The organism is Gloeotrichia echinulata CP02 (assembly GCA_038087035.1).
In the GTDB taxonomy this organism is placed as follows: Bacteria; Cyanobacteriota; Cyanobacteriia; order Cyanobacteriales; family Nostocaceae; genus Gloeotrichia; species Gloeotrichia echinulata.
Genome location: CP051187.1, coordinates 3,019,977 through 3,040,327 on the forward strand (window position 1 = coordinate 3,019,977; position 20,351 = coordinate 3,040,327).

General features: G+C 43.5%; 20 protein-coding genes. 12 read left to right on the plus strand and 8 right to left on the minus strand.

The window, feature by feature from the left end; translation table 11 throughout:
• Positions 1–23: 23 nt before the first annotated feature.
• Entirely contained in the window at positions 24–674 is a 651-nt protein-coding gene (upp, locus tag HEQ19_13410) for a uracil phosphoribosyltransferase (protein ID WYM00371.1), read from the minus strand.
• Between the two features lie 822 nt (positions 675–1,496).
• Between upp and crtH the strand changes: the two genes are divergently transcribed.
• On the plus strand, positions 1,497–3,011 hold the full coding sequence (gene crtH, locus HEQ19_13415) for a carotenoid isomerase (GenBank protein WYM00372.1): 1,515 nt from the start codon (positions 1,497–1,499) through the stop codon (positions 3,009–3,011).
• A 261-nt stretch (positions 3,012–3,272) separates the two neighbouring features.
• Positions 3,273–3,602, plus strand: coding sequence for a CVNH domain-containing protein (locus HEQ19_13420; protein ID WYM00373.1), 330 nt, complete (start codon positions 3,273–3,275; stop codon positions 3,600–3,602).
• A gap of 68 nt (positions 3,603–3,670) precedes the next feature.
• Here HEQ19_13420 and HEQ19_13425 read toward each other — a convergent pair whose 3' ends face one another.
• From HEQ19_13425 to HEQ19_13435, 3 genes are all read right to left on the minus strand, one after another.
• Positions 3,671–5,602 carry an ABC-F family ATP-binding cassette domain-containing protein gene (locus HEQ19_13425; protein WYM00374.1) on the minus strand — a complete coding sequence of 644 codons (1,932 nt, stop codon included), beginning with the start codon at positions 5,600–5,602 and terminating at the stop codon, positions 3,671–3,673.
• A 125-nt stretch (positions 5,603–5,727) separates the two neighbouring features.
• On the minus strand, positions 5,728–6,144 hold the full coding sequence (locus HEQ19_13430) for a DUF1824 family protein (protein ID WYM00375.1): 417 nt from the start codon (positions 6,142–6,144) through the stop codon (positions 5,728–5,730).
• Between the two features lie 84 nt (positions 6,145–6,228).
• Positions 6,229–7,077: a prohibitin family protein gene (locus HEQ19_13435; protein WYM03393.2), complete on the minus strand. Its 849-nt coding sequence runs from the start codon at positions 7,075–7,077 to the stop codon at positions 6,229–6,231.
• A 151-nt stretch (positions 7,078–7,228) separates the two neighbouring features.
• Between HEQ19_13435 and HEQ19_13440 the strand changes: the two genes are divergently transcribed.
• Together HEQ19_13440 and HEQ19_13445 are read left to right on the plus strand one after the other, a co-directional pair.
• Complete coding sequence (locus tag HEQ19_13440) at positions 7,229–9,040, plus strand: ABC transporter ATP-binding protein (GenBank protein ID WYM00376.2); 1,812 nt, start codon at positions 7,229–7,231, stop codon at positions 9,038–9,040.
• A gap of 264 nt (positions 9,041–9,304) precedes the next feature.
• Positions 9,305–9,736, plus strand: a complete 432-nt coding sequence (locus tag HEQ19_13445) for a hypothetical protein (GenBank protein ID WYM00377.1) — start codon at positions 9,305–9,307, stop codon at positions 9,734–9,736.
• 73 nt (positions 9,737–9,809) lie between these two features.
• Here HEQ19_13445 and HEQ19_13450 read toward each other — a convergent pair whose 3' ends face one another.
• Positions 9,810–10,064 carry a hypothetical protein gene (locus tag HEQ19_13450; protein ID WYM00378.1) on the minus strand — a complete coding sequence of 85 codons (255 nt, stop codon included), beginning with the start codon at positions 10,062–10,064 and terminating at the stop codon, positions 9,810–9,812.
• Positions 10,065–10,246: 182 nt separating this feature from the next.
• Between HEQ19_13450 and HEQ19_13455 the strand changes: the two genes are divergently transcribed.
• The gene (locus HEQ19_13455; protein WYM03394.1) at positions 10,247–11,494 is read left to right on the plus strand and encodes a transposase; all 1,248 of its coding nucleotides are present in this window, start codon (positions 10,247–10,249) and stop codon (positions 11,492–11,494) included.
• 684 nt (positions 11,495–12,178) lie between these two features.
• Positions 12,179–12,451: a hypothetical protein gene (locus tag HEQ19_13465; GenBank protein ID WYM00379.1), complete on the plus strand. Its 273-nt coding sequence runs from the start codon at positions 12,179–12,181 to the stop codon at positions 12,449–12,451.
• Positions 12,452–12,559: 108 nt separating this feature from the next.
• Here the strand turns inward: HEQ19_13465 and HEQ19_13470 are convergent, their stop codons facing one another.
• Both HEQ19_13470 and HEQ19_13475 read right to left on the minus strand, forming a co-directional pair.
• The gene (locus HEQ19_13470; GenBank protein ID WYM00380.1) at positions 12,560–12,955 is read right to left on the minus strand and encodes a hypothetical protein; all 396 of its coding nucleotides are present in this window, start codon (positions 12,953–12,955) and stop codon (positions 12,560–12,562) included.
• A 192-nt stretch (positions 12,956–13,147) separates the two neighbouring features.
• Complete coding sequence (locus HEQ19_13475) at positions 13,148–13,411, minus strand: hypothetical protein (GenBank protein ID WYM00381.1); 264 nt, start codon at positions 13,409–13,411, stop codon at positions 13,148–13,150.
• Between the two features lie 148 nt (positions 13,412–13,559).
• Between HEQ19_13475 and HEQ19_13480 the strand changes: the two genes are divergently transcribed.
• The gene (locus HEQ19_13480) at positions 13,560–14,192 is read left to right on the plus strand and encodes a ParA family protein (protein WYM00382.1); all 633 of its coding nucleotides are present in this window, start codon (positions 13,560–13,562) and stop codon (positions 14,190–14,192) included.
• A complete protein-coding gene (locus tag HEQ19_13485; GenBank protein WYM00383.1) occupies positions 14,192–14,794 on the plus strand; it encodes a hypothetical protein in 603 nt (200 codons plus the stop codon). Before HEQ19_13480 ends, HEQ19_13485 begins: the two co-directional genes overlap by 1 nt.
• A gap of 223 nt (positions 14,795–15,017) precedes the next feature.
• Here HEQ19_13485 and HEQ19_13490 read toward each other — a convergent pair whose 3' ends face one another.
• Entirely contained in the window at positions 15,018–15,902 is an 885-nt protein-coding gene (locus HEQ19_13490; protein WYM00384.1) for an alpha/beta hydrolase, read from the minus strand.
• A 469-nt stretch (positions 15,903–16,371) separates the two neighbouring features.
• Here HEQ19_13490 and HEQ19_13495 point away from each other — a divergent pair, with 469 nt between their 5' ends.
• The 4 genes from HEQ19_13495 to HEQ19_13510 all read left to right on the plus strand — a co-directional run bounded on the left by HEQ19_13495 (position 16,372) and on the right by HEQ19_13510 (position 20,339).
• Positions 16,372–16,683, plus strand: a complete 312-nt coding sequence (locus HEQ19_13495) for a carbon dioxide-concentrating mechanism protein CcmK (GenBank protein ID WYM00385.1) — start codon at positions 16,372–16,374, stop codon at positions 16,681–16,683.
• An 85-nt stretch (positions 16,684–16,768) separates the two neighbouring features.
• Complete coding sequence (locus HEQ19_13500) at positions 16,769–17,119, plus strand: BMC domain-containing protein (GenBank protein ID WYM00386.1); 351 nt, start codon at positions 16,769–16,771, stop codon at positions 17,117–17,119.
• Positions 17,120–17,674: 555 nt separating this feature from the next.
• The gene (locus HEQ19_13505) at positions 17,675–18,862 is read left to right on the plus strand and encodes a HetZ-related protein 2 (protein ID WYM00387.1); all 1,188 of its coding nucleotides are present in this window, start codon (positions 17,675–17,677) and stop codon (positions 18,860–18,862) included.
• Between the two features lie 253 nt (positions 18,863–19,115).
• A complete protein-coding gene (locus HEQ19_13510; protein WYM00388.1) occupies positions 19,116–20,339 on the plus strand; it encodes a pilus assembly protein PilB in 1,224 nt (407 codons plus the stop codon).
• Positions 20,340–20,351 lie beyond the last annotated feature (12 nt).

Here is a 20,351-nt window from a genome sequence, read left to right on the forward strand (position 1 = left end):
TCCTGCCCTAGCTGCATAGTAGCTTAAGTCCCAAAGGTGCGATCGCCTGCATCTCCCAATCCGGGTACAATATATCCTTGATTGTTGAGCTTTTCGTCTATGGTTGCCGTGTAAATTTTTAAACCAGGATAAGCAGCACTTAGTTTTTGTAAAGCCGGCGGAGCCGCCACTACACAAACAATTCGCGTCAAGCTAGGATCAACACCCCGCTGTGTCAATTCTGCCATTGCTGCCATAATTGACCCGCCCGTAGCCAACATGGGATCGGTAATTAACACCCTTGTTTGGGGGTCAAATTTTTCCGGCAATTTATTCAGGTAACAGGTGGGTTCCAGTGTCTCTTCATTTCGCACCAAGCCCAGATGGTAAATTGAGGCTAAGGGCAGCAAAGTCTGCGCTCCTTCCAATAACCCTAAACCAGCCCGCAAAATCGGCACAACAGCCACAGGCACACCGGGATCAATCACCGTCCCTGGACAGGAATCCAAGGGACTCTCTACCGTTATTTCTTGAGTCGGCAACCAGTCTCGCGCCGCCTCATAAGTCAGCCATCGTCCCAACTCAGTCATCGCACTACGAAATAATACTGAAGGGGTGGCAGCATCGCGAGCAACTGCCAGCCAGTGCTTAATTAAGGGATGGGGTGGAACATAAATATGTAGTTGTAGCGTCATAGCCAGGATTCAGCGGCTTTTCAATATATAAGATCTGAACAACATCATACTGCTATACAAAACTTGGCTAAACTTATCTCAGCTTCGCCATTCAACTAGAAGTAATTTCTAGAGGGTCTGCTTCTTGCTTCCACCAAGGGAGTCGGCTCCTTCTTGTCCACAAGCGTAAATTCGGCTCTAGCCTAGCCTATTTTTTTTTGCTGTCAATTATTGTTTTGAAGCTTTTAGCCGTTTTTCAACATTTTTCACCTATTTAACGAATCACGGCATCCTGTTCGACCTTTTGACAGGCTGGCTAGTAATGAAAGCGACTGTGGTTTACAAACCAGATAATTTTTGGCCTTGGTTTTCGGCACTAAAGAAAAACTATCAGAAAGTTACAACTCTGTCAATATCCTCACGCTGAAGAACTATGAGTAACTTTAGAAAGGTATTTGGCTATTTAGTCAAGCTCTTTCCTGCCTCCGGCTAACAGCTAAAATCAGTAGCTTCTAAATTATTGAAAATTTTTTGCATTAATGGTTGACAGTTATTCTCAATCACAGTTATATTATTATTCAGTGTTCTCCTCTCTTTAAGGATCGGCAGACGGGATTGGCCAGCAGTAGCAGGCTTGTCCCTCTTTTTTGTGATTTGTGATTGGTAATTGCTCAAATTTTTTAGGGTGCCCTGCGACACTGGAAATGCATAATTTGTAGTCAAAAATCAGATGATGCGCCGCAGGGCACCACCAAATATTAGTGCATTACACTGCCTTAACTTACCCCACTTTATTTAATAATTTATTTATGAATCAGATCTCAAACCAATGACAAATGACAAATGACAAATGACAAAGGACAAATGCAAGATATTGATGTGATTGTAATTGGCTCTGGGATTGGCGGCTTAGTAACAGCAACCCAGCTAGCAGCTAAGGGAGCTAAAGTACTGGTGGTGGAAAGTTATCTGATTCCCGGTGGTAGCGCTGGCTACTTTGAACGTCAAGGCTATCGATTCGATGTTGGCGCCTCGATGATATTTGGGTTGGGACACAATGGCACTACTAACTTACTTACTCGCGCCCTTGATGCGGTAAATGTCAGCTTAGAAACGATTATTGATCCAGTGCAGATTCACTATCATTTGCCCAACGGTTTAGATCTCAAAGTAGATCGGGTGTATGAAAAATTTTTGCAAAATCTTACTGCTTATTTTCCTCATGAAAAGCAGGGAATTCGTAGCTTTTATGACCAATGCTGGCAGGTTTTTAATTGTCTTAACAGCATGGAATTGCTCTCCCTAGAAGAACCTCGTTATTTACTGCGAGCATTTTTTCAGCATCCTTTGGCTTGTCTTGGTTTAGTCAAGTATCTACCACAAAATGTTGGAGATGTGGCGCGGCGCTACATCAAAGACCCTGATTTATTAAAATTTATCGATATAGAGTGTTATTGCTGGTCCGTGGTGCCAGCCGATATGACACCGATGATTAATGCGGGGATGGTCTTTTCTGACAGACATTATGGCGGAGTTAACTACCCTAAAGGCGGAGTGGGACAAATTGCCCAAACATTGGTAACAGGTCTAGAAAAAGCAGGCGGTAAGATTCAGTATCAAGCTAGGGTGACGAAAATTATCACAGATAAGGGACAAGCTGTAGGTGTGCAATTGGCTAATGGTAAAGTATATCTTGCTAAACGCATAGTTTCTAATGCTACACGTTGGGATACTTTTAGCAAATTACTACCAAGAACGAAAATACCCAGAAATGAGAATAAGTGGCAACAGCGTTATCAAAAGTCGCCCAGCTTTCTCAGTTTGCACCTGGGGGTAGAGGCGTCAGTTTTGCCTATGGGGACGGAGTGTCATCATATTCTGTTGGCAGAGTGGGGGAAAATGGCGACACCAGAAGGCACAATTTTTGTGTCGATTCCCACATTGCTAGACCCAGATTTAGCACCAGCAGGACATCACATCATTCATACTTTTACCCCTAGCTGGATTGATGATTGGTTGCGGCTGACTGAGACTGAGTACGAAGGGAAGAAAGAAGCAGCGGCTTGGAGAATTATCGAGCGATTAGAGCAGATTTTTCCGGGTTTAGAAGCTGGATTAGATTATTTGGAAGTAGGAACACCGCGCACCCATCGCCGCTTTTTGGGTCGAGAGGATGGTACCTATGGCCCTATTCCCCGGCGCAAGTTGTGGGGGTTGCTAGGGATGCCGTTTAATCGCACCGCTGTTAAGGGATTGTATTGTGTGGGGGATAGTACTTTTCCGGGTCAGGGGTTGAATGCAGTCGCTTTTTCAGGGTTTGCTTGCGCCCATCGCATTGCTTACGATTTGGGGCTATGAAAAAGCAGGGGAGCAGGGAGCAGGGAGCAGGGGAGAAAAACCACCCTGATTGGGGTGGGGCTTCCTTACGGGACGCTACGCGAACAGAAAAGCCCCTTGACAAATGACCAATAAAGACCATGACTAGTAGGGGCACAAGAACTTGCAAGCCTTATGTAATTTTACTGAATTAGTCAATTAGGGGTTTTAACCATTACCCATTGAGTTTTTTTTGGAGTATAACAGATTGCAAATTATACTGGACATCAGGAGCATCTAGAAATGACTAGTAATTATCACCTTAATTGCACCAACATCTCGATTGAAGGAAATGTAATATCAGCCATTTGTCAAAGGCGCGATGGTTCATGGAAACAAACCTCAATAACCTTGAAGGGAATTGAAAATAATGATGGCATTCTCGAAGTAACTGACCCTGAGCAAGCTAGTAACTTTCACTTGAATTCGATGAATATCGCTATTCATGAAGATGTACTATCAGCTACTTGTCGCAGGAACGATGGTTTATGGAATGAATCCTCAATCGTCTTGAATGGAATTGAAAACATTGATGGTAACTTAGAATATATACGTAGCCCCCTAGCGGTTTGAGTTCCACTTTGTGGTACTGACTCATAGCTAAAGTAGGGGCGCAAGGCCTTGCGCCCCTACAAAACTGTTCACGACTCCATATCGGCTAATTCTAACCAGCGTTCCGTCGCTACATCAATTGCTTGCTTGAGCGCTTCCACTTGGTCATATAATTTTTGCACTTGGGTATAATTCCCAGCCGAAACATTCACCAGTGCTTTTTCTGCGGCTGTTTTCTCTGCTTCTAATTGGGCAATTTTACCTTCTAATTGCTCAAATTCTCGCTTTTCCCAATTTGACAGTCTGCGGCGCTTTTTATTTTCCGGTTCTTTGGCTTGAGATGTAGTTTTTTCTGTCTCTAGATTCTTCGACTTATCTTTAAGATTAGCAGGTTGTTGCTGCGCGGCTTCTTCTAGTTTTTTCTGGTCGAGATAAATTGAGTAATTACCAGGATATTGTCGCAGAACACCACCTTCCTCAAAGGCAAAAATTGTGTCTACGGTGCGGTCTAAAAAGTAGCGGTCATGAGAAACTATAATTACACATCCAGAAAAGTCTTCTAAATAGTCTTCTAGTACCGCTAATGTCTGCACATCTAAATCATTAGTTGGTTCATCTAATATCAATACATTGGGCGCACCCATGAGCAGGCGCAACAGAAATAATCGCCGTTTTTCACCGCCGGAAAGTTTATGAATTGGTGCGTACTGCTGGTTTCCAGGAAACAAAAACCGCTCTAACATTTGGGAAGCAGTAATTTGGGTACCATCAGCTATTTTGATAAATTCTCCTTCTGCTTTAATGTAATCAATCACGCGCTGATTTTCATTCAAAGCTGTGAGTAATTCTTCAGAATGCTGGTCAAAATAACCAATGTGAATGGTAGTACCAATTTCTATAGTACCAGAATCTGGCTGAATTTGCCCGGTAATCATATCCATTAAAGTGGATTTTCCTGCACCGTTACCACCAATGATACCCAGGCGGTCTTCTGGGCTAAATTCATAGGTGAAATCTTTAATTAAAGTGCGTTCATTGTATGCTTTAGAAATGTTATTCAATTCAATAACTTTTTTGCCGATGCGACGACTAACTGTCGAAATATCGACTTTACCCTGAACCTGTTTAAATTGAGTGTCGCGCATTGCATGAACGCGGTCAATTCTGGCTTTTTGTTTGGTACTTCTGGCTTTTGGTCCGCGTTTGAGCCATTCTAATTCCCGTCGCAATACACCTTGGTGTTTGCGTTGACTGCTAATGGCTGATTCTTCAGCTAGGGCTTTCTTTTCTAGGTAATATGAATAGTTACCTGTGTAAGTGTAAATGTCACCTCGGTCAATTTCGATAATTCGATTGGTGACACGATCCAAAAAATAGCGGTCGTGGGTGATGAGAAAAAGTGCGCCGCGATAGCGATTTAAATAACTTTGTAACCACTCAACAGAGAGTGCATCGAGGTGGTTTGTTGGCTCATCCATCAGCAAAGCATCGGGTTCTGATAGCAAAGCTGTCGCCAGAGCAATTCGCTTGCGATAACCTCCAGATAAAGTGCCTATTTTGGCATCAAAATCGGAAATTCCTAACTTGGTTAAAATTATTTTAGCGTTGGTTTCTAGTTCCCAAGAACCAGTCGCATCCATCCGCTGCATTACTTCAGAAAGGCGCGACATTAGCTGACTATCTTCTGGATAATGAGCTAGTTTATCAGAAAGTTCCTCATACTCACGCACTAAAGCCATGTGTTCGCCACTATCAGCGAAAATTTGCTCTAAAACTGTGCGAGTTTCATCTAAGTCTGGTTGCTGGGGTAAGTAGACAATTTTAGCCCCAGAGTTGACTAAAATTTGACCACTATCTATTGATTCTAGCCCGGCAATCATTTTTAATAACGTTGATTTCCCCGAACCATTCGTACCAATTAAACCTACTTTATCGGTAGGATCTAGGCTAAAACTCGCCTCTTTTAAAATCTCTTTGATGCCAAAGTCTTTTTTAACTGATTGTAGGGTAATAATACTCATTTTTTCTGATTATTCCAAGATAATTATAGGATTTCTATTTGATTTTTGAAATAATATGTAGGGTGCCGTATCATGCTTCTGGTGGGCATTGCTCACCCTACAGATAATTTTATTTCTGAGAAATTCTATACAAATAAATCGAGGGGTAAATGTCCATACAGTTCATTTACTCCCTCTGGATTGTAAGACTGACAAGACACCAATACTCCGCGATGATGACCTAAATAAGAATCAAGATAACACAAGCCGTTTTTGCCGTTTAATTTGATATAAACCGGACCTTCGATTTTGGGTAAATTTTGTGGAGCTTCATAACCCAAAGCCTGACAATAAGTTGTCATAGCCTGTAGCCCTTCCTCTGCTGTCTCAGCGCAAATTCCTAAAATTTGGTAATCAGAAAGTCTGGCTAACAAAATTAATGCTCGACTGGTTGACACTTTTTCTGATGGCTTGAGGATAGGTGCTATATCCAGACAATTGAATTTATTCAGGATTTTTTTAGCTTCTTCGGCGGTAAAATTGTGATGATTGGGAGTTGACATAAATTTGTTTATTATCATCCTTTTGGGTTATGTTGCTTTTATGGTGGGTAGTAATACCCACCCTACTCACATTATTTACTCAACTCAGGGTTGATTTTCCACATTTCCTAAGTTAAATATAAAGGGCACGCTGCTTTGGGCATCATGTCCCATAACGAGGACTTTTGGCATTTGAGCGCCGCCAGTTTTCCAAGCTTCAATCGCTTCCTTTTGTAGCACTAACTGGCCTCCTTGGGCTTTGAGAGTCTCTGCTAAGAGTTTTTGCGCTTCCGCCTTACCCTTAGCGCGATTTACCTCAGCCTGTGCTTCTTGTTCAGCTTCCCGCGCCACATAGACAGCTCTTTGGGCCCGTTGTTCTGCAATTTGTTTTTCTTCCACTGCTCTGGCGAATTCTGGGGAGAAAGTCAAGTCAACTACGCTCGTATCTAAGACGATTATCCCATATTTATCCAAGCGATCGCCTAAAGCATTATCAAAATCTTCCTTTAATTCACTTCTCTTGGTAATTGCTTCTTCCACTGTTCTTCTGGCTGCTGCAATTTTAAATGCTTCTTGTGTCTGGGGGGCGATAATTTTGGAGACAATATTTTCTAGGGTTCCTTGTTTCCTTCTCACCTCCACTACCTGGATGGGATCAAGGCGAAAGTTGATCGCAAATCTGGCTGATAAATTTTGCAGATCCTTAGTCGAACTCTCCGCTGGGACTTCAAATTTTTGCACAGTTAAATCATATACATCTATCGCTGAAATAAACGGTGGTTTGAGATGGATACCCTCCAGTAAAGCCCCATCTTGAGCTTTACCCAATATACTAATTACCGCTGCTTGCCCTGGATTAATAATGATAAATGAATTCAGGCTGAGGGCGACAAGTACAGCCAAAATAACAGCTATAGCTGTGGTTTGCCAATTTCCAAATTGCTGAGTTTTCAAGTTTCCATCTCCATTATCAGTCCTGAGTAAAATAGCATAAATCAGTCCGAGGGTAGCAAATTAGTTGGGAGTTGGGAGTGAGTTGGCTGATAAATCAGGACTTATGACTAACTTTTGTGGTATAATCAGTAGCACACAACTGTCAACGGCTGTGGCTACATTACAGAAATCTCATCGGGTATCAAGACGGCTTAGACATTCGGCCCATCCTCTCCAGCGTTTGCTTGACTATGCACATCAGTATAGTCAACAAATTTGGCTGGCAACTAGTTGTTCAGTCCTCAATAAACTTTTTGATCTAGCACCACCGATCTTAATTGGAATTGCTGTAGATGTAGTAGTCAAACAGCAAGATTCTATCATTGCTCAGTTAGGAATTAAAGACATTTTTGGGCAATTTTTGATCCTTTCTCTGCTTACGGTCATCACTTGGATACTAGAATCGTTTTTTGAGTACCGTTATATGTTACTCTGGCGCAATTTAGCACAGAATATTCAGCATAACTTGCGTCTGGATGCATATAATCACCTACAAGAATTGGAATTGGCTTATTTTGAAGAACGCAGCACTGGTGGTTTAATGTCCATCCTCAGTGATGATGTTAACCAACTAGAGCGGTTTTTAGATGTGGGCGCCAACGATATTATTCAAGTTACTACAACTATTATAGTAATTGGCGGTGCTTTCTTTGTCTTGGCTCCTAGCATTGCTTGGATGGCTATCTTACCGATGCCTTTTATTGTCTGGGGAGCGGTAATGTTTCAGAATTTGCTAGCGCCTCGCTATGCTGATGTGCGAGAAAAAGTAGGTTTACTTAATGGTAGATTGTCAAATAATCTGAGTGGTATTACTACTATTAAAAGTTTTACCGCTGAAGATTATGAAACCGCTCGGTTGGCTGCAGAAAGTGATGCTTATAGACAAAGTAATAGCAAAGCGATCGCACTCTCGGCAGCTTTTATTCCCCTCATCCGAATGCTAATTTTAGCCAGCTTCACAGCATTAATGCTATTTGGTGGACTGGAAACAGTCGCCGGGAGAATGTCTGTAGGCGCTTACAGTTCATTAGTATTTTCAGTCCAGTTTTTACTTTGGCCTTTAACTAGATTAGGCGAAACCTTTGACCTTTATCAACGAGCTATGGCTTCGACAAATCGAGTCATGGATTTGTTAGATACTCCCATCACCATTCATCCAGGAAATACAAGCTTACCTCTAGAACAAGTGCGCGGTGAAGTGGAATTTAAGAATGTGACTTTTGCCTATCAAGATAGATTACCAGTCATCAAACATCTATCTTTGCAAATTCCCGCCGGCAACACAATTGCAATTGTTGGTTCCACAGGTTCCGGTAAAAGCACTTTAGTTAAACTTTTGTTGCGATTGTACGAAGTGCGCGCCGGCAGTATTACTCTAGATGGGATTGATTTACAAAATTTAAACTTACGGGATTTACGTCGCTGTATTGGTTTGGTAAGTCAGGATGTATTCTTGTTTCATGGCAGTGTAGCTGAGAATATTGCCTATGGCAGCTTTGAGGCTACACAATCACAAATCATCACAGCGGCGAAAGTAGCAGAAGCTCACGAATTTATTCAGCATCTGCCCCAAGGTTATGAGACAATTGTCGGAGAACGAGGACAAAAGTTATCTGGTGGACAAAAACAAAGAATTGCGATCGCCCGTGCAGTTCTCAAAAATCCCCCTATATTGATTTTAGACGAAGCTACCTCAGCCGTGGATAATGAAACAGAAGCCGCAATTCAGCGATCGCTCGAACGCATTACAGTCAATAGAACCACAATTGCGATTGCTCATCGTCTTTCTACCATCCGCAATGCTCATTGCATTTATGTCATGGAACATGGAAAATTAGTAGAATCGGGTACCCATGAGCAATTGCTGGATCAAAACGGGATTTACTCTGGTCTCTGGCGTGTGCAAAGTGGTTTAAGATCATAAATCTGGCGTGGCTGATTGAAAATATGTATTTATCTCACGCAAAGGCGCATTCGCGGAGCGTCTCGCAGAGAAGGCGCAAAGGAACAAAGAAATACAGATATCAGTGTGTGGTCTAAATACATGAAAACTGCTGTAAGATAATAGACCTGGCGTGGCTGATTGAAAATATGCGTGAGTCAAAAATCATCTCACAAATCACCAAGTCCAGAAAAATCGGGAAAAATTACGAATTACAAATTACAAATTACAAATTACAAATTATTTATGATGTTTGGTATTACTCAACCGGAATCAGCAGACAATAAATGGCGTCATCAATTGGATAAGTTTGTTAAAGCAAATCAACTAGAATTAGCTGCTTTATTTTGGGGATTATGGTTAGAAAATGGCGATAGTCAGGGTACTATCGGTATTGATTTGCAACCGACACCGCATTTTGTTTATTGTCCCAAAGACGCGATAGAAAAATTAAATAGTAATGTTGATAATCGACTACAGGAAATTTTGGGAATTATCGATAATCATCAACCAGACGTTGAAGTGGTGATGATTGGTATCGGTCTGGGGGAAATTAAGTTAATCCAGTTTGCACCAGAACCACCACCACCCGCTAGTTTTCACCAAGTTGCGAAGAATGTCGATGATTTATTAGAACTTTTAGAACAGCGGATCATTGAGCAGGTGGCTCTAAGTTGACACCTATGGGCAATGCCGTGCCCCTACACCGCGTGATACAATTTTGTACCTCACTTAACTGAGAATCGCTATATTACTTGGAATTGTCTAACACTTTCGCCCCCTCCGCCAACCGCGCAGGTGTTTGACATGATTGCAACTCTTTCAACACCTCTGGATGGAATATGAAGTAATTATTGAGCAAGTCGCAACCACTGCGTAATAAATTATCAAAATCCAAATCCCATAAAATTATTGTTTTGTCACTACTTGCGGAAGCTAACTGTTTACCATCGGGGCTATAGGCGACGCTATTGACCGAACTGCTATGACCAGAGAGAGTTTTCACAGCTTTACCTTATTCGGAGAGAAGGCTCCCGCCATAATCTGTGATTTGGCGGCGAGATGAATCGAGGGCGAAAAATGAAACGTTCTACGACCATTACTTGCTTTCAAGCAAGCGTGGGAGAGGGAACAGTTGAGTTTTTCGCAAATCCATGTTATGATTACGCCATTGAGTTGAGCGTAAAAATGCTGGTATTTGAAGCCAAACTGGAAGGAACGAACGAGCAGTACGGAAAGCTGGATGAAGCTATCCGTACTGCTCGTTTTGTTCGCAACAGTTGTGTTCGATACTGGATGGATAATAAGGGCATTGGTAAATACGAGTTGAGCGCATATTGCGCTGTGCTTGCTGCTAATCCCGATTTTCCTTATGCTACCAAGCTTAATTCGATGGCTCGTCAAGCTAGTGCTGAAAGAGCGTGGTCTGCTATTGCTCGGTTCCTTGATAACTGCAAGAAAAATAAGCCAGGAAAAAAGGGATTTCCAAAGTTCAAGAAAGAACAAACGCATGGCTCTGTTGAGTACAAAACCTGTGGATGGAAGCTTTCTGAAGACCGCAGGTATATCACTTTCTCCGATGGGTTTCAAGCAGGAACCTTTAAACTCTGGGGAACTCGTGACCTGCATTTCTACCACAGGAAACAGTTTAAAAGGGTGCGGGTTGTGCGTCGTGCAGATGGCTATTATTGCCAGTTTTGCATTGACCATGAACGAGTAGAAAAGCGAGAACCAACTGGTAAAACTATTGGTATTGACCTGGGGTTAAACCACTTCTATACAGATAGCAACGGAGAAACAGTCGCCAACCCTAGACATCTTCGTAAAAGTGAAAAGTCCTTGAGACGTTTGCAACGGCGGATGTCTAAGACTAGAAAAGGTTCTCAAAATAGAATTAAGTTGAGAAATAAACAAGCGCGTAAACACCTCAAAGTAAGTCGCCAGCGTAAAGACTTTGCTGTTAAGACAGCAAGGTGCGTGGTGAAGTCTAACGACCTCGTGGCGTATGAGGATTTGATGGTGCGGAATATGGTGAAAAATCACCGATTGGCTAAGTCGATTAGTGACGCTTCATGGTCGCTGTTTCGTGAATGGGTTGAGTATTTTGGTAAGGTGTTTGGTGTTGTCACGGTTGCTGTTCCACCACATTATACCTCACAGAATTGCTCTAATTGTGGAGAGGTTGTCAAAAAGACTCTTAGCACCAGAACTCATGTTTGTCCTCATTGTGGGTATACCCAAGATAGGGATTGGAACGCAGCGCGGAACATTTTAGCAAAAGGATTGAGTACGGCGGGTCACGTCGGAACTAACGCCTCTGGAGACATCGACCTCTGTATGGGTGGGGAAACTCCTCCAAGTAAGTCGGGTCGTGGAAAGAGGAAACCCAAAGAGCGATCTTTGGAATCCCCCACTATATTCGGTACTCCGAATTAGTGGTGGGAGGATGTCAACTGTGCTGATATCCCAGATTTTGATGGTGTTGTCACGACTTGCGGAAGCTAACTGTTTACCATCGGGGCTATAGGCGACGCTATTGACCCAACCGCTATGACCTTCTAATGTATTTACCTCAATGCCGCGATTTTCTTTGTTTTCATTTGACTTTAAATCAACCGGTTGCTGTACAGTTAACACAGCTTGCATTCGGGTATCGCTTCTGTGCTTTGCCCAAATTGTCTGCTTGGGTTTGTTACCTGCTCTTAAGGCTGTTATTAAAGCATCTCCATGTTGTCCAGATGCAAAATCTGCTTCAGAAGCATTATTGATAGCGCTAATTTGATTAACATTTGCCGCTACTGCCCAATTAGATGTTACCACTGCTAGTCCGGCAAATCCTAAACCTGCATTTATGGTACCAAACAGGGCGCGTTTGAGAAGCAGATTGAGTTTGGCTTGAGTTTGTTTTCTTTGTTTTCTCTCTTCTTCTAGTTGCGCCAATACCTGTTGTAATTGCGGTGATTTTTGCTCGCGGATAAAGGTTGCCATATAATCATGTACTAGTTGATAAGGGTCGGCGGGGTTTTCTGGTAGCAAAACCACTAAGCCAGATTGGACGAATATCTCTAATACTAAGTGTAAGTGGGATGGGGACGTGGGGATTTTGAGTATTTGAGGGAGATGAACGGAGTTCTGAGGTGGATGAACGGAGTTCTGAGGTGGATGAACGAAGCTCTGAGGGAGATGAACGGAGTTCTGAGGTGGATGAACGGAGTTCTGAGGGAGATGAACGGAGTTCTGAGGTGGATGAACGGAGTTCTGAGGGAGATGAACGGAGTTCTGAGGGAGATGAACGGAGTTCTGAGGGAGATGAACGGAGTTCTGAGGGAGATGAACGGAGTTCTGAGGTGGATGAACGGAGTTCTGAGGGAGATGAACGAAGCTCTGAGCTAGATAAATTCAGCTACAATATCATATCGCGATGTGTAGGGGCACGGCATTGCCGTGCCCTACGAGTGTACGTAACTAGGGCGGGAAACGCTGTATCTAAAGCTTGCTGAATTAACTGATTTGCTTGGTACCATTTTGCTTGAGGGCACGGCATTGCCGTGCCCTACGAGTGTACGTAACTAGGGCGGGAAACGCTGTATCTAAAGCTTGCTGAATTAACTGATTTGCTTGGTACCATTTTGCTTGAGGGCACGGCAATGCCATGCCCCTACGAGTGTACGTAACTAGGGCGGGAAACGCTGTATCTAAAGCTTGCTGAATTAACTGATTTGCTTGGTACCATTTTGCTTGAGGGCACGGCAATGCCATGCCCCTACGAGTGTACGTAACTAGGGCGGGAAACGCTGTATCTAAAGCTTGAGGGCACGGCAATGCCGTGCCCCTACGAATGTACGTAACTAGGGCGGGAAACGCTGTATCTAAAGCTTGAGGGCACGGCAATGCCATGCCCCTACGAATGTACGTAACTAGGGCGGGAAACGTTGTATCTAAAGCTTGAGGTCACGGCAATGCCATGCCCCTACGAGTGTACGTAACTAGGGCGGGAAACGCTGTATCTAAAGCTTGAGGTCACGGCAATGCCATGCCCCTACGAGTGTACGTAACTAGGGCGGGAAACGCTGTATCTAAAGCTTGAGGTCACGGCAATGCCCTGCCCCTACAAGTGTACGTAACTAGGGCGGGAAACGCTGTATCTAAAGCTTGCTGAATTAACTGATTTGCTTCGTGCCATTTTCCTTGAGGACACGGCAATGCCGTGCCCCTACGAGTGTACGTAACTAGGGCGGGAAACGCTGTATCTAAAGCTTGCTGTCCGGCGGAAGCTGCGATCGCCCAAGCTAATTGTTCCACAGAGCGATCGCTTTTTATCGGGTCATTGTTTGGTGGTTGGGGTGTACTCATATACCTAATCCCAATTGGAACAAAGAATGCGACAGATATATTGGGTAGGGGCGCAAGGCCTTGCGCCCCTGCATATCCGCAAAGTTTCTTGACAAACAGTCGCTACAGAAAGCGGTATATTGTTATATGGCAGCGTCGGAAGTAAGCAGTGCCAAAAATCATCGCTATTCTCAATGGTAAAGGAGGAGTCGGTAAAACGACTACCGCCGTCAACTTAGCCGCCAACTTGGCAGCCAAAAAAAAGGTCATACTAATTGATGCAGATATTCAAGGTTCTGCCAGTTGGTGGGTTGGACGTAACCAGAACGCTATGGGATTTGATCTATCCCAAGAAACCGATCCGAATCTTTTAGGTGAATTACGAAAGATAAAAGGGTACGATTTAGTAGTAGTGGATACGCCGCCGGCTCTACGCTCAGAAGCATTAGCATCCGTAGTGGCGAGTGCGAATTATCTAGTTTTGCCTACACCCTGTGCCGCAATGGATTTAGCTGTCCTGATTGAAACAGTTCAAAAAGCCGTCATTCCTGCGGGAGTTCCCCATCGGGTGCTGCTGACAAAAGTTGATATGCGTTCTTTAGCGGAAGCACTCGAAGCTCAAAACACACTTATAAAGTTAGGAATACCGGTTTGCAAAAACTTTATCCGTACCTATAAAGCACATGAACGAGCTGCACTAGAAGGTGTAGCAATTACTCAATGGCGAGGAAATAATGCACGAGAGGCGGAGATAGACTACCGTCGTGTCGCCGATGAATTACAGCGTGATTGGAGAAAATAATGGTAAAAAAACGTCTGTCTGACTTGCTACAAGAAGAAGCCGAAAAATTTACACCCCCTCAAGGTGAACCTGTGATTGAAGTTACCGCCGAACAAGTGAGCGAAGAAAATGCTTCAGCCCTAGAAGAATTGACAACAGAATCGCCCACTCAGATACCAGAACCAACGACTACGAAGCGGACAGTTCCGACAAAAGCTGATTTAGAAACAACTATCAAAGAATTGCAAGAAAGCCTCGAACAAGCCAACCAAAAACAAGCCTCTCTCCAGCAACAAGTTGTAGATTCGCAAGCAGATGTTGCTGAACAAAAAGCATTAGCAGAACGCTTAATCAAAGAGCTAGACGAAGCTAAACAAGCAGCCGTACACCTTGCAGCCGCTAATTCCCTGCTTATAGAAGAAATTAATGCCTTAAAAGCAGAAACCGAAATTTATAAACAACAAAAGGAAATTCCTAAACAAGAACTAGAAATCCAGCAACATGAAAAAGAAGCTTATAACCCACTCAGCTACAGAAAATCACACCGCTCATCTATCAAGCTAGCAACAAAGCAACCAGAAGAAGAAACAGATAACTCTTCTCAAATGTGGTTGCTAGACTAGTACTCTGTCAAGATAAAAATGATGGACTGTAGTGCGGGCATCTTGCCCGCGTGAGCGAGACGCTCACACTACCAAAAATCCCTCAAAACAAAATTGACAGACTACTAGTCATCCATTGGAAGTCGGCGGTTTATCCATCCCTATGTGTCTTTCGAGGGACAGCCGCCCGCCGATTTGGGGCATTGGGCATTGGGCATTGGTGACTTTTCCCCATGCCCCGAACTCATCGAAATTGTAAAATGTGTTGGGCAGTGATTTGTGGTTGCTCCAAATGGGGAATATGACCGCAATCTGGAATCCAAACCAGTTTACTGTGGGGAATTGCCCTGTGGAATTTCTCGGCATCTCGAATACCCAATATTTTATCAGAATCGCCCCACAAAATCAAGGTATTTTGCACAATTTGTGCTAAAATATCTAAATTAAAAGCACCGTAACCACCACTTTTGGTAAAGGCAATCAAAGCTTGACTCCAAAAAGGCATTTGTAGGTGTAATGCGCCACAATGTAGAGCATCGACAGAAACAAGACTGGGATTTTTGTAAGCACTACGGGAAATGCGATCGCGGATTTTTGGACTACGCAAAAACTCCGTTGCTAAATAACCCAAGGGCGGAAACATGTACTTACTTAACGGTGAACCCGGCTTTAACCCAGCACTGTCGATTAACACCAACTTTTGCACAACTTCGGGGTAAGTGAGGGTAAAATCAATCGCCGTTGCACCCCCCATCGAAGCCCCCACCAAAATTACAGGTTGGTTAATCAGGGTTTTCCAGAAACAATACAAGTGAGTTTTAATAGTATCTGGGCTAAACTGAATCCCTGCAACTCTGTCTGTGAATCCAAAACCCAACAAATCCACAGCCCAAGTTTGATTATCTACCGCCAGCAGCGGCAACAAGCGACGAAATTCTAACACAGAACTGTCAAAGCCGTGGATTAATAAAATCGGTGTATCGCCACTTCCTTGACAGACATAGCTGGTGGTAATTGGTGCATCAATTAAGGTGGTAGCGATCGCTTGACTTTGAATACTTTGAGCAAGAGCGATAGAAGAGGTTTCTGTCAGTTGCCCAACTGTAGGAGGAAGAAAATTAGCAAACATAAATTTTAGCTTACAGCATCGGCGCTCACAAAAACATCACGGGTCGTGTAGAAGCCACTTGGCAATAGATGCGTGGAGGAAACACGCCACGGCTTGTTTTAACCACCTGTGGAAAATGATATGATCAAATTGTGAGTAGGAATAACCATCTACGTGTTGAAGTGTTTTGTAAGGTGTAACCCCTAATTTACCTCGCAAGAGCACAAGTTGCGACTCTGGGTAAACAAGTAATGGGAAAACATGGAGCGTACCTAACTGGCGTTGTGATGGACTCGGAAAACAAAAAAAAGAAAATTTTGCGCAATTGCAATACCTGTGTTATTGGTAATTGTTTTGAGCGTCTAGGGGGATATTTGACTATCCCTTTTAAGCAGGTCTTAAAGAATCTGCGTGTCTTCTCCCAAAGGGAGACGCCAAGGGCGAACAGACCGCAGAGTGTCAATTATCCTCGATTCAGGAGAGTCAAGCCATGCCAATGGCGGTGGGCGTAATTGAAACATTAGGTTTTCCTTCAGTGTTGGCAGCAGCAGATGCAATGGTAAAATCTGCCGCTGTCACACTTGTGTATTATGGTATAGCGGAAAGCGGTCGTTTGCTGGTCGCTGTCCGAGGACATGTTGCTGAAGTCAAAACAGCAGTTGAAGCCGGAATAGCTGCTGGAGAGCAAGTGAAGGTTGATACAGTTATCACCCATTACATAGTTCCCAATCCCCCAGAAAATGTGGAAACCATTCTTCCAATCCACTTCACACAAAAATCTGAGCCTTTCCGCATGTTCTAAGCAAGTTCGCCATCAAAACTTGTAACGAAGCTTCGTACAATTAACTGATAGCGCCACATAGTTTTATTCATACAGGAGATTTTTAATGTCATTACAGGCAGTTGGGTCACTCGAAACTAAGGGTTTTCCTGCTGTATTAGCAGCAGCAGATGCGATGGTTAAAGCTGGTCGAGTCACCCTCGTCGGTTATATCAGAGTCGGTAGCGCCCGTTTTACAGTCAACATTCGTGGAGATGTTTCTGAAGTCAAAACCGCTATGGCTGCTGGTGTCGAAGCAGCAGAAAATGTATATGGTGGCACCTTAGAATCTTGGGTGATTATTCCTCGTCCCCATGAAAACGTCGAAGCAGTGCTACCCATAGCCTACACAGAAGCAGTTCAGCAATATCGCGAATCTGTAGAAAACCCCATCATCCGGTCATCGGGCGGGCGATAGAGTCTCAGCCGTCGCTCATGAGATCAAGATGGTGCGTTACACTTCGTTAACGCACCCTACAAATCTTGGATTATTGGATAATTTATCAAATATTAGAGAAACACCTATTTTATCGCCTATGTGAGGACGATTGTGGTTCGTGGTGCAAGGCTTTGCGCCCCTATATCTCATTCTAGGATACCAAAATCGCTGATTTTGCTGTGCGATGAGGGGTTAAACTTACCATGCGCGACAAGGACGCCAAAAACAGACAATACCCACTCAGGAGACATATTGCCTTAATTCGCTAGTGAGTACCATATTAGCAGTGGACTTTTACCCTGAGTTTCTCTAAACCGATAAATTTACAAAAATTTAAACTTGGCGTAATTTGCTAAAATACCTCAAAAACCAGTCTGGTCAAGGCTGAGAGGGCAAATGTCACAAAAGCAATGGGGAAATTCTTGCATAAAGTTAGTCAATCGAGACGTAATAAAAATGGAATCACTCAAATATCTTCATGAAGAAGAAGATTTAATTAGGTGCAGCTGCCAGTTAAACAGTTAAGTGCGACACATGGGGGTTGTGATGCAAACTTTCAAACAGGGTTTCGAGGAGCGCAATCTCGTTATGCCAACAGAAGCAGAAAAACTGGCGCAATATTGGCGAAAACGTCTAGCGGTAGAGCGTCCAGAACAAAGTATAACTAACAGAGAAAGTATAATTCTCTGGCTGTTAGGACGTGAATGCCAACGCTTCGATCTGCTCAAATCGCAGGAACTCGATCTGGCGAAGCAAGCGATGGAATATCGCTATCGAATTTTAGTACAGCGTTACTTGGGTTTAGCACGAGAACGAGCTTATCGGCACCTCATAACTCGACTGGCGAGTGTAGCGACCTTACGGAATAAAATTCAAACTTGGGTAGCCCTGAGCCGCGATCGCCAGCGCACTGTGCTAGATGTGTTAAAAGAAGTACTCCAAGAATTGCTGCAAAGTGATAGCTACATGCAGGAACAAATCGCTTCTATCAACAAATTGACAACGGATAAGCGACTGCGGGATATGCTGCTATTTGCTAGCATAGAAGAGTATTGTTTAAGACCAGTACGCAATCAACCCCTACTAGCTTACCGCTTTGTGAATTACTTACGTCGGACTCAGCGTGGTGGCTTAACTCAAGTACCAGGTAGTGACGTAATTAGGCTAGTTTCTGAAGAAATTCTCGGCGAAGACAATGAAAATCCGGTGAACTTAGTCGATAGTCAGGCGATCGCCCAATATCAAGAGGAACAAGAACAAGAGGAGCAACAGGCGCTACGTCAAACCGTACGAAAAGAATTTGAAAATTATTTACAACAAAATCTCGGACAAGAGGCGGTAGACTGGCTACAAATGTATCTCCAAGGCAAATCCCAAGAAGAGATCGCCAAAAAGCTCAATAAGTCGATTAAAGATGTCTACCGTCTGCGAGAAAAAATTAGCTACCATGCAGTCCGTGTTTTTGCCCTCAAGGGACAAACAGAACTCGTGGATGTCTGGCTTTCCATTTCCTTAGAAGAACACAACTTGGGACTAACACCAAATCAATGGGAACAACTTCATGAACAATTGACTCCACTGGGGCGACAAATCCTGAAATTGCGGAAAGCCGGTAACTCAATCGAAGTCATCGCCCAACAGTTAAAACTCAAAACCCATCAAGTGCTGGGAGAATGGACAAAAATCTATCTCGCAGCCCAAGCTTTAAGAACTGCTACATAAAATCTCGACAAAGCCAGACATTACTTGACGTTTCCACGGGAGCATGGGAACAGCCATTTTATCGGCTATGTGAGGACGATTGTCGTTCGGGGTGCAAGGACTTGCGCCCCTACAGTTAACAGTCAAGGCTTAACAATCATTTACCTCGTGATAATTAGCGCAAGTTTTAACAACATTACAAAGTATCTTTATTAACTACTAACTAAGTTATGGGCACAATAGTAGACAACCTAAATATCAAGCCATCAAACCTATGTTGTCTTCAGAGGGCAAACTTATTGATACTAAAGTAATTGGGCAGCAAAGTGCCAAACAGCGTGAGTCCCAAAAGGCAAGGGATCGCCAGCAAATATTCCATCTGATAGATAGTCTCTTGTCCTTTGAAGTTTGCCTTCACCACCAAATTTTACCCATTGGATTAGAAGACAACAACCTATTGCTGGGTATGGTTTATCCGTTAGACAAAGAGGCGCTAGCTTACGTGAAGCGAATTTTGTCTTACATAAATTGCACAATGGTAACTCAGGCGATCGCAGCCGATGCTCATCGCGACATGCTCTCCACTTACCTCAACTACAAGAATACATCCCTCCCAGATGCCCAACCATCGCATCAGCCAGAAGTTAACCTAGCCTCGAAACACCGCGCAGCTACCACAAACGACAAACTTAAATCCTCACTCAATCACAAATCTCAAGTAAATCAACCACAAACCCTGCAAACTGAAGACCCACAGGCAGATTTTTCCCCCTTCTCATATCCAGATAGCTTGTCTGAAACTACCGCCATCCTTCGCACCGTAGATGAAAGTACAGAGGAGGACACAGGCATTGCAATACACTCAGATAAGTTAGCTGTGATCACAGTCGAAGCCCCAGATATATTAAGTCCCCTTGAGGTACTGCCTAAATTACCACCCAAGCAATTATTGGCAGAATTATTAGGACGAGTTCTCGCGGGGGGAATTGGTCGCCTGTATTTGGAAAGACAGCCTTATGAAGGTAGAATACTCTGGAGTGATAATGGCGTCTTACAGTCTGTAATTGAAGATTTGCCCCTCTCCCTTTTGCAAGGGGTACTTAATGAATTGAAGCGATTTGGTGGTTTACCTGTAACGACAGTTACAGAAGCAAAACAGATAGAAAAAGAATGCCTCTATAAGCAAAACCATTTGTTATTACGCTTGCGAGTTATGCCAGGAATGTATGGCGAAGAGGCTACACTACAAGTGCTACGGGGAGCAGCATTAAAGTTCTATCAACAACAACAATTAGGTCATGTCAGCCGCGACGCCTTGGGAATTGCTCAACAACTCAGTTTAAAATTAAATGACCTACAACAAAGGCTTGTCCACAATCCCAATCTGCAATCTGAGCAAATAGAGAATTTGCTTGCTCTGAGTGGATTAATGAAAAATTTAGACCAACAGATAAAAACCCTGTCCGGGAGTAGACAGTTACCAAAGAACAAAAAATAACATAACTGTCAG

Bases quoted from the DNA above. Each gene is read 5' to 3' on its own strand.
- HEQ19_13510 (WYM00388.1), top strand. From the start codon at position 19,116: ATGTTGTCTTCAGAGGGCAAACTTATTGATACTAAAGTAATTGGGCAG.
- HEQ19_13490 (WYM00384.1), bottom strand. From the start codon at position 15,902: ATGTTTGCTAATTTTCTTCCTCCTACAGTTGGGCAACTGACAGAAACC.
- HEQ19_13470 (WYM00380.1), bottom strand. From the start codon at position 12,955: ATGGCATTGCCGTGCCCTCAAGCTTTAGATACAGCGTTTCCCGCCCTA.
- HEQ19_13420 (WYM00373.1), top strand. From the start codon at position 3,273: ATGACTAGTAATTATCACCTTAATTGCACCAACATCTCGATTGAAGGA.
- HEQ19_13475 (WYM00381.1), bottom strand. From the start codon at position 13,411: ATGAGTACACCCCAACCACCAAACAATGACCCGATAAAAAGCGATCGC.
- upp (WYM00371.1), bottom strand. From the start codon at position 674: ATGACGCTACAACTACATATTTATGTTCCACCCCATCCCTTAATTAAG.
- HEQ19_13455 (WYM03394.1), top strand. From the start codon at position 10,247: ATGCTGGTATTTGAAGCCAAACTGGAAGGAACGAACGAGCAGTACGGA.
- HEQ19_13495 (WYM00385.1), top strand. From the start codon at position 16,372: ATGCCAATGGCGGTGGGCGTAATTGAAACATTAGGTTTTCCTTCAGTG.
- HEQ19_13430 (WYM00375.1), bottom strand. From the start codon at position 6,144: ATGTCAACTCCCAATCATCACAATTTTACCGCCGAAGAAGCTAAAAAA.
- HEQ19_13485 (WYM00383.1), top strand. From the start codon at position 14,192: ATGGTAAAAAAACGTCTGTCTGACTTGCTACAAGAAGAAGCCGAAAAA.
- HEQ19_13465 (WYM00379.1), top strand. From the start codon at position 12,179: ATGAACGGAGTTCTGAGGTGGATGAACGGAGTTCTGAGGTGGATGAAC.
- HEQ19_13500 (WYM00386.1), top strand. From the start codon at position 16,769: ATGTCATTACAGGCAGTTGGGTCACTCGAAACTAAGGGTTTTCCTGCT.
- HEQ19_13445 (WYM00377.1), top strand. From the start codon at position 9,305: ATGATGTTTGGTATTACTCAACCGGAATCAGCAGACAATAAATGGCGT.
- HEQ19_13505 (WYM00387.1), top strand. From the start codon at position 17,675: ATGGGGGTTGTGATGCAAACTTTCAAACAGGGTTTCGAGGAGCGCAAT.
- crtH (WYM00372.1), top strand. From the start codon at position 1,497: ATGACAAATGACAAAGGACAAATGCAAGATATTGATGTGATTGTAATT.
- HEQ19_13425 (WYM00374.1), bottom strand. From the start codon at position 5,602: ATGAGTATTATTACCCTACAATCAGTTAAAAAAGACTTTGGCATCAAA.